Here is a 7,764-nt window from a genome sequence, read left to right as displayed (position 1 = left end):
GAATATTTATATGTATAAAATTCAGGAAGAAGTTCTGATAAATTCTTTTTATACATGGAACAGTATTTCTTATTTTTTCCCCAATTTCTATTTCTATCAATGGGACAACCGCCTCCACAGATGGGGAATACATTGCAATTATTGCACTCTTCAGTTTACACCTTTTTTAGTAGAGTAATTTCTGTTGTTTTCATTTGTCTTTGTTTTAAAGTTAGTAATTCGCTACAAATATATGAAGAACAAAGACAGTACGCAAATTTTTTTGCATAAAAACAATGTTCCTTAACATTAAAAAGTACTCAACTTTATAATTAGCATAGATGCTTATCACCTTAATTTGTAGAAAGTGATCATCGCTAATGAGAGGATTGGATATCTTTTCAACTTTCTTTATCTCTGCAGTTTTCATAAATATTCTGTTTGCACAGCACTTGCATATTAAACGAGCGTTCCTCTGTTGGCTGTTCATCTGGCTTCTTTTCATAAAAGGCAGGAGTTGGTTCTAAGAACATAGCGATACCCTTTTCCTCTCCGCCCGATTGTGTACTTACCCAGTGCTTCTTAAATTCCTCGAGATTATATTTAACAAGTCCCTTTGCGGGGTCAGCAATGTAGAATCTATTCTTTTTGACTTTGTATAGTACAACGAAATGATTTTGATTCCAATGGAGGATGCAGGGTAATATTACTCTTACCAATTGATTTGTTTCTACTCTCCCGCTAATCGTTTTTATCCCAATCTCTTTTACAGTTTCAGAAATGCTCAATAGCGAAACTCCCTCCGTCGTAGAATGACAGTATTGAGATATGAATTCTGTAGAGTATTTTCTTCCAAAATAGCAGCATACCATTTGAATACAAGCAATACCACATTGCATGGAGTCCTTTTGTTTATATGCCCTAAAGCTACTCATACGAATATTATAATCGATTTGTATTTATGCCGAATTTTTTAGGACGCACATTGAGTTTTTTTCCAAACTGGTAAGATATTGATATTTTTAATACTCGATATGGCTTATAGTCATATATATAAGTTATGTCGTTAGATTTTATGATAGACTTCGTGTGTGATGCCAACATATTTTGATATTCTATACCAACTGATAGTTTCTTGCCCAAGAGGAAATATTTTAATCCAAAGTCTATTCTATATCTTGAAGGACTTTCTCCTACGATATCTCTCTCTTTTGCCTGATACTGCCCCCATAGGTTAGCCATCAAAGTCTTTTGCCGATTAAAATAGATATTATTATTTATATATAGGAAAACAGATGTCTGACTTATGTTTTCAAAATTGTACCCATCCATAGGTTTGGAGATGAGCGTATAGACACTACCACTTATAGAACTATCAAACCATACGACCTTATCAAAATAGTAAGAAACATCTAAGCTATACATCTGTTTCTTCATTATATTATCTATTGTTATTGTTGTCAACTTCTTGCTATTATCAATAAAAGTATGAGAAGCAATGACACGATTTTTCCACATTGCACTAGCTGACAATGAAAGATCTCTCCAAGTATAGCCTAATTCTACTGAATATGCCTTTTCTGGTAATAATTTAGGATTACCTGTTTGAATAGTATGAGAATCAACATAGGTTGTAAATGGATTTATATCTACGTAGCTGGGACGATTAATTCTACTCGAAACACTCATAGACAGGGAATTATTATCATTCCAACTATAATTCAGAAAAACTGTAGGGAAAAAGTCAAATTGATTATTTCGAGTGTGAGAATTTAACTTTAAAGAGATTCCATCTAATACCCCATACTCTCCGCGTAAACCAATTTTGGTTTCTAGTTTATCAGACAGCTTATACCTTATATCGGCATAAGTAGCAAAAATCTGTTCACGATACACAAAATGGTCGTTCAAATCATAATCATTAGTTATATAATCATAATTTGTTCTATTATCTGTCTTGGATTGTGAATAAGCAGCACCACCAGATAGAGTAACATTCCCTATAGGCAATTCTAAATCGACTTTGCCCTGATAAACATTGATATCTGTCTTAGGACGATTTACGTAACCTAAACTTTCATCGTATGTGGTCTGAAGTTTAATATGGTCATTGATTGAATAATTCAAATAATCTAGATTTACATTTATAGAACCATCTTTATTGATAATATTGTTGCCAAGATAATGTAAATTTACACTAGTACGGTGATACTTGCTATCAAAATCTGTAAGCGTCTCAAAATATTTAGAATTATCACCATTCCTGGAGGAAATCGAGGTAGCTGTTTTTTTATCAGCATCAGGATACATATTGTTATAAGTAATAATAGCCCCTAACGCAGAGTTTTTAGTCAATCCATAATCTACTCCAGCTGTAAGAAGGAAATAATTATTAGATTTAAGTTTGTTGTTAGTTGTGCTCCATGTTTCAAGAGGGTAATATATATACGTTTTACTGTCGGTCTGCATTGTACCTAAACCTTTTCCTACACTTATGTATGCCTCAAGCTGATTTTTTTTATACTGCATACTACAATTAATTCCATCATACAAACGCTCTTTGATGGATAATTGATTTGTTAAGTAACCTCCGAAATAATTATTCTGTATCTTTTTTGTTACAAAATTGATAATACCAGCATTGCCTTCCGCTGAATACTTGGCTGGGGGTGTTGTCATCACTTCGATTTGGTGCAAATTGCCAGAAGGTTGTGAACTGAGAAACGCAACCAACTCTTTCATGTCCATTTTGAGTTCACGTCCGTTCAGCAGAAATATTATCTTTCCCTTACTGATCATGCTAATAACATCATCTTGTACTATTATCCCTGGAGTTTGTTTCAGTATATCCATAAAGTTTGATGCTACAGCATTAAGCTTTTGGGCATCGAATACTATGCGATCTATCTTCCGATGTGTAAGAGGCGTTTTAGATGTTACTACAACCTCAGCTAAATCTGTGGCAGCTGAATCCAATATAACATTAATAGAAATATCTTTATCATCTCCATTAAATTTATGAGTATAGTCTGTGTAGCCAAGACATGAAACACTAAACGATAGGGCTTTATATGGCATAACCTCAATTGAAAAATTACCAGTAGAGTCACTATATGCCCTCGTAATTGTAGTTTCCAAACTATCTTTTACTACAAGAGTAGCCATACTAATGGCTTTCCCTTGTGTATCTGTGATTTTACCAGACAATTTAATATTCTGACCACAAATAGTCTGTGTATTTATAAAAACTATGAAAAATAGAATCCATTTACTCATTGTATCTTTCTATCATTGATTTTACCCAAAAATCTGTTATTAAATAATCACTTAAAGATGTATCAATACTTTTTAAGGAACAAATATCTTTTGACTACATTTGCAAATATATGTAATAATCTTTAATTCTTTATTTACTTTATGGTTTATAATAGATGCTTACCATTAATTCTCTTCCACGAATATTCAAATTATTGTAGCTATGGACAAACGTACCATTTACGCCATATCCATAATTTTTCCTATTCAATAAGTTATTGAGTTCTAACGTAATATCGAACTTCTTAAAGCTGTATCGCATTGCTAAATCAGCAAAGAAAATGTCTTTATACTTATTGTTTGCTATTTCATTGTGATAGTATTCTGTTCTTGCTTCGGTTGTAATCTTCTTCGTAAGAAACAGTCGCAAGTAAGCATTATGTTTCCAATTGTTTATTGTAGAAACAGAAGAAAGTGCAGGCATTTTAGACTGATAGTAACTATAATCCAGATTGTAGCCAATATCTGCGTTCTTAATAAGTCCAACTGTCAAGCTTCCTCTTATATTGAATGTGTTTGTGTTGAAAGGCATAATTTCGCTATTTTGTACGATATACGCCTTTGAACTATTATACATTGCTCTAACATTCAATTTTCCTTTTAGGAAGCTAATTCCTTGCGAGCCCATAAAATTAACTGTCCAAGCATTATTTTTTGTTTCTTGTGGGGCAAGCGAAAGTACAATATAATTACCTATATAGTCTTGCGATGTTGTATAAGGTGTTGTACCAAATATTCTGTTAACAGTTACAAAAAACGATGTTCCTTTTAGTGCATTATTATAACGAACAATAACACCTGCTGTTTTATCTCTCCCTATTCTATAATCAGCAAATCCTTTGTTTATATATTCATAGTCGGATAATACAAGGGTAGGGAAAAACTGATTTACATTTACTTCTGTTTGTCCTATTCTTCCATCAACGGAAAAAGTCCAATATGGAGTTGCATTCCAGCGGATATGAATGTTTGGAGAAAAGAGAGCACGACTATAATTTGCGCTTAAACTATATTTATATTGGTTATATGACACATCTGAAGAAAAATTAAAAATAAAGTCGGATAACTTATACTCCAGGTTTGTACTTGCATACAACTTAAACATACTGAATCGACTTTTTCCAGAAAGTAAACCAATACTATCTGGAACACCTATAAGATGCGAAGAAAAGTTGTGTAACAAAGCATTGGCTCCTATTTTTCCTGTAAGAATGAAATCACCAAAACGAAAACTTCCCGATACATTATTATTGGTTTCGTAATAATGTTGGTTTATATCTTGTTTAAGTGAATCCATAACCATTTGCTGTGGACGTACGTCCATTATATTTTTCGATTCAAATGAAAACAAACGCTTGCCATATTTACGTATTAACAGAAGATTATCTTTCAGTGTAAACACAGGAAGGTTAGCATTCATATCGTGTGGATTTGTACCACGCTCTATCAGCAGTTGTTTGTTCCAATTTAAGTTTGTTGAAAGTTCATTTTTTAGATATTGGCTATTTGCATTGTTCTCGTATTTCACTTTTGCGAAGAGTTCATTAGTTTTCTCTAAATAATGTTTTTCATTGTTAGTTACTTTGTTGCCTTGTTTCGAAAAGTATTCTGCTGTGCGTTTAGAATTTGCTTCTTGATGGTCGTTAATATAAGAAATCTGAAAACTTACTTGCGATGTTTCATTTATACGCTGCAACATATTTAAGTTCAATGCATGACTTCTGTTGAATAAGGAACGTTCGCCCAATGTGCTTTTTGCAGGAGAAGGCAATGAGATAAAAGGTGATAGCTTACTGTCCAATTCACCATACGTAAAAACTTTATTTGTTTCGTGAATAATATCTTTACCTCTATTGTTAGTTTTATAGGTTATCATTGTTTGCCAATTCTGCTTTAAGCGCATGGCAAAACTTTCAAAGTCCCATAAAACACCATTATTCTTACAGCCTATTCCTCCATTAAATGTTGCTATCCAATGTGCTTTAGCACCTTTCTTCATACGAACATTAATAGCATTTTCGTCAGAATAAACAAAGTCGTCTAATACACGAATGGGGGTATGATGCTTCATTACTTCTACCGTAGCTATATCGTTTTGAGGCAGCGACTTTGAAGCAACACCATATTTTCCGCCCAACATATCCATTCCTTCTATATAGAAGTTGCTGATGCTTCGCCCCTCGTACGAAATTTTCCCTGTGTTTTTATTCACCTCAAAACCAGGAACACGAGCCAAAACATCGGCTAATGTGCGATCGCCAGGTTTTGCATATACGCCAAGAAGATACTTTATGGTATCTCCGTTAATCCTTACAGGTTGAGCTTTCACAGTAATCTCGTCTAATGCTTTGGCATCATCTTCAAGCACGATATGTTGTTCTGGCATATCTGCTATTACCACTATTTGCTTTTTCTTATAGCTCATTGCAGAAATTTGCAGTAAGTCGCCCACTTTTGCTTTAATACTAAATTTACCATCATTTTTGGTATTGCAAAATGTAAGTGTTTTCTTTGTTGAAGCATCAATACTTTTTATGATTGCTGCGGATAACGGACTTCCATTTACGTCAGTTATCACTCCCGTTACTGTTACTTGTGCCTGCAATATTTCTGAAAACAACGTTATAACAATTAATACAAATAGTTTCCTCATATTGGTATTATTTTTTATCGTCAATTTCTATCGTTTCATGACTACCTCCGGTTGGATAGATACCCGGTTTATGCACTTTCTTTAGATATTCCATGCGGTCTATCGGGGCATATTTATAGTTCAGATAATTATAAAAGGTTACGGGTTTAAGGTTTTTATTCTTAATACTGATTGCTTCTATCAACATAAACTTTGGGCAATTCGCCTTTAATATCATACCTGGCAATCCACATAGTTTCCAAGGACCTTGACTAATAGGAATATCCTCTGTATACCAAACTTCCCAATAGCGACCACGAAAATTAGTAGTGGCTTTTTTACATTCCATACCTAAGACCGTAATTGTAGAGTCTTCGTACATTGTCCAGTCGGGAATAGTAATATCTTCAACTATTAAATACTTAGAATCAAACACTCTTGAATAAGTTTTTAATACTCCTTCCTCAAAGTTCCGATAAATAATATCATGACGACCTGTACTAAGAGGATATTTTTTTGCATATTCGGGTGTGTCTAAAGCTTTCATTCTTTCATTTGCGATAATAAAGAGAGCCGGGTCGTCATTCGCTAACATCTTATCTCTTTGCAGTGCAGGTTGGCTAAAATATTGGCTCACATTCCTACCACAACGGAAGATATAAGTATCCCAGTGCGGTTGTTCTTTTACCGAATAAACTATTTCAAGTTCTGCCGGCTCTATAACGTGGGTTTCTTGTGCGTAACACATTACTGCATTTAGTATAAAGAGCAAAACTATTAAAAAAAATTTAGGTTTCATATTGGTCTTATATTTTATCGTCTATTTCTATCGTTTTACGACTACCTCCGGTGGGATAGATACCCGGTTTATGCACTTTCTTTAGATATTCCATGCGGTCTATCGGGGCATATTTATAGTTCAGATAATTATAAAAGGTTACGGGTTCAAGGTTTTTATTCTTAATACTGATTGCTTCTATCAACATAAACTTGGGGCTATTTGCTTTTAATATCATACCCGGCAATCCACATAGTTTCCAAGGTCCTTGACTAATAGGAATTTCTTCTGTGTACCAAACTTCCCAATAACGGCCACGGAAATTTGTTGTAGCTTTCTTACATTCCATACCTAAGACCGTAATTGTGGAGTCTTCGTACATTGTCCATTCAGGAATAGTAATATCTTCGGTTATTAAATAATGGGATCCAAAAACAGTTGAATAAGTTGTAAACTTCCCTTGCTCAAGGTTGCGGTAAATTTTATCTAAGTTTCCCGTACTCGCAGGCAGCCTTTTTGCCGGGTCCGGCTCATCGTAATCTGCCAATCTCTTATCCCAAAGGATAAAGAGAGCTGGATCATCATCAGCTAACATCTTTTGATGTTGCAATTCAGAAATACTAAAATATTGGCTCACATTCTTTCCACAACGGAAGGTATAGGTATCCCAAAATGCATATTCCTTTGTAGAAAAAGTTATTTCAAGCTCTGCAGGTTCAATAACGTGTGTTTCCTGCGCATAACAACACTGAACACTAAAAATGAGTATAAAAAAAGATATAATTGATTTCATTTGTTTTAATTTAAAAGTTAATATTACTATACCATACCTATTATCAATATTGCATTAACTCGTATTTATGCTTTTCGGTATTTGAAGAGGAAATAGGTACAGCAACAAAAGCATTGTTATGCAGACCGTAATAAGATAATGTTTGAGAGATGGATGCTAAACTTGGAAAAACTGGCGAAGAGAAAAGGACTTTAAGAAGTTCTTTTCTATTAGCATAAATATTGTTCAAAAACAATATTTTTTCTACAACATCTATAATATATCCAT

At 33.8% G+C, this 7,764-nt stretch carries 6 protein-coding genes; all 6 read right to left on the bottom strand.

The window, feature by feature from the left end:
- Nucleotides 1-380: 380 nt before the first annotated feature.
- Complete coding sequence (locus HMPREF9144_RS12085) at nt 381-914, bottom strand: cysteine peptidase family C39 domain-containing protein (RefSeq protein WP_006046414.1); 534 nt, start codon at nt 912-914, stop codon at nt 381-383.
- A 7-nt stretch (nt 915-921) separates the two neighbouring features.
- Entirely contained in the window at nt 922-3,255 is a 2,334-nt protein-coding gene (locus HMPREF9144_RS12080; protein ID WP_006046413.1) for an outer membrane beta-barrel family protein, read from the bottom strand.
- Nucleotides 3,256-3,394: 139 nt separating this feature from the next.
- On the bottom strand, nt 3,395-5,947 hold the full coding sequence (locus tag HMPREF9144_RS12075) for a TonB-dependent receptor (protein WP_040595816.1): 2,553 nt from the start codon (nt 5,945-5,947) through the stop codon (nt 3,395-3,397).
- Nucleotides 5,948-5,954: 7 nt separating this feature from the next.
- Nucleotides 5,955-6,725: a GLPGLI family protein gene (locus tag HMPREF9144_RS12070; RefSeq protein WP_006046411.1), complete on the bottom strand. Its 771-nt coding sequence runs from the start codon at nt 6,723-6,725 to the stop codon at nt 5,955-5,957.
- Nucleotides 6,726-6,732: 7 nt separating this feature from the next.
- The gene (locus HMPREF9144_RS12065) at nt 6,733-7,497 is read right to left on the bottom strand and encodes a GLPGLI family protein (protein ID WP_006046410.1); all 765 of its coding nucleotides are present in this window, start codon (nt 7,495-7,497) and stop codon (nt 6,733-6,735) included.
- Between the two features lie 43 nt (nt 7,498-7,540).
- Nucleotides 7,541-7,764: hypothetical protein (locus HMPREF9144_RS13715; protein WP_006046409.1), on the bottom strand; the 224-nt coding region annotated here is incomplete at its 5' end.

This window comes from Prevotella pallens ATCC 700821, from assembly GCF_000220255.1.
GTDB classification, from domain to species: domain Bacteria; phylum Bacteroidota; class Bacteroidia; order Bacteroidales; family Bacteroidaceae; genus Prevotella; species Prevotella pallens.
Note: the sequence above shows the minus strand (reverse complement) of the source record. Positions and strands in the feature narration are given on the sequence as shown.

Bases quoted from the DNA above. Each gene is read 5' to 3' on its own strand.
- HMPREF9144_RS12070 (WP_006046411.1), bottom strand. From the start codon at position 6,725: ATGAAACCTAAATTTTTTTTAATAGTTTTGCTCTTTATACTAAATGCA.
- HMPREF9144_RS12080 (WP_006046413.1), bottom strand. From the start codon at position 3,255: ATGAGTAAATGGATTCTATTTTTCATAGTTTTTATAAATACACAGACT.
- HMPREF9144_RS12065 (WP_006046410.1), bottom strand. From the start codon at position 7,497: ATGAAATCAATTATATCTTTTTTTATACTCATTTTTAGTGTTCAGTGT.
- HMPREF9144_RS12085 (WP_006046414.1), bottom strand. From the start codon at position 914: ATGAGTAGCTTTAGGGCATATAAACAAAAGGACTCCATGCAATGTGGT.
- HMPREF9144_RS12075 (WP_040595816.1), bottom strand. From the start codon at position 5,947: ATGAGGAAACTATTTGTATTAATTGTTATAACGTTGTTTTCAGAAATA.